The organism is uncultured Allobaculum sp. (assembly GCF_948576815.1).
Classification (GTDB): Bacteria; Bacillota_I; Bacilli_A; order Erysipelotrichales; family Erysipelotrichaceae; genus Allobaculum; species Allobaculum fili.
This window is the reverse complement of sequence record NZ_CAPAEZ010000132.1, coordinates 1-1,169: the sequence shown is the minus strand read 5'-3', so window position 1 is coordinate 1,169 and position 1,169 is coordinate 1. Positions and strand designations below refer to the sequence as shown.

Here is a 1,169-nt window from a genome sequence, read left to right as displayed (position 1 = left end):
GCTCGACCGTCAGGACGAACTGCTGCTCTCCTTGCAGCCGTCCGGCAAAGCCCCGAACCCGATGGAACGTATCAGGATGTTCGACAACCAAGACCTCTGTATGCTGCTCCAGATCAGCAAGCGTACCCTGCAACGCTACCGCAGTATCGGCGCGTTGCCGTACAAGACGCTCGGCAAAAAGACCTATTACAGCGAGGAGGACGTGCTGACGTTCCTTTCCGGACACGTAAAGGACTTCAAAAAAGAAGATATAGCCTTCTACAAGGCTCGTATCCATAATTTCTTTCAAAAATAACCCATTAAAACATTTTTCAAATGGCAAAGAAAACAACTGAAAAGGACGTGCTGATAGTCCGTGACGAGAAGACGGGCGAGATCAGCGTGGTAGCCGGGCTGGATGCCGACGGTTCCCCCAAGCGCACCCCCGCGAAAGCGGAGAATGCGCAGAGTTTCCTGCAATTCGACCGCCACGGCGATATGCTGGACAACTTCTTCAAAAACTTCTTCCGGCAGTGTAAGGAACCCAGCCGCTTCGGTTTCTACCGTGTCGCGGCAGACCAAGCCGACAAACTGCTGGAGGTGATGAAAGACCTGCTGAAAGACCCCGAAGCCAACAAGGAACTGCTTGCGCCCCACAAGGTGGACACTTCCGGCTACGAAAAGCAGGTGAAGGAAGAACAGACCGCCGGAAAGACGGAGCAGACGGAACAAAAGCAGGAAGAAATGGAAAAGAAACAGGAAAGCCCGCAACAACAGACGCAAGGCAGACGGGGCTACCAGCCCATTGACGAGAGCAAAATCAACTGGCAGGAGCTGGAAGAGAAATGGGGCGTGAAACGTGCCGACCTTGAAAAGTCCGGCGACCTTACCAAGATGCTCAACTACGGCAAGTCCGACTTGGTGAAAGTGTCGCCCAAGTTCGGCGGCGAGGCTTTCGAGCTGGATGCCCGCCTCTCCTTCAAGAAGGACAGCGAGGGCAATGTCAGCCTCGTGCCGCACTTCATCCGCAAGGAACAGAAACTTGACGAGTACAAGGAACATAAGTTCTCCGACGAAGACCGTAAAAACCTGCGTGAAACGGGCAACCTCGGCAGGGTCGTGGACATCGTGGACAAGGAAACGGGTGAAATCATCCCCTCGTTCATCAGCATAGACCGCAAGACGAATGA

Annotated in this window: 2 protein-coding genes; both read left to right on the top strand. The window is 53.8% G+C overall.

The genetic code is table 11. From position 1 onward, the window contains the following. Positions 1-295 (top strand): helix-turn-helix domain-containing protein (locus tag Q2J39_RS10730; RefSeq protein ID WP_300968175.1); only part of this gene is annotated, 295 nt, incomplete at its 5' end. 20 nt (positions 296-315) lie between these two features. Continuing rightward, the coding region (locus Q2J39_RS10725; protein WP_300968174.1) for a DUF4099 domain-containing protein at positions 316-1,169 on the top strand (854 nt) is incomplete at its 3' end.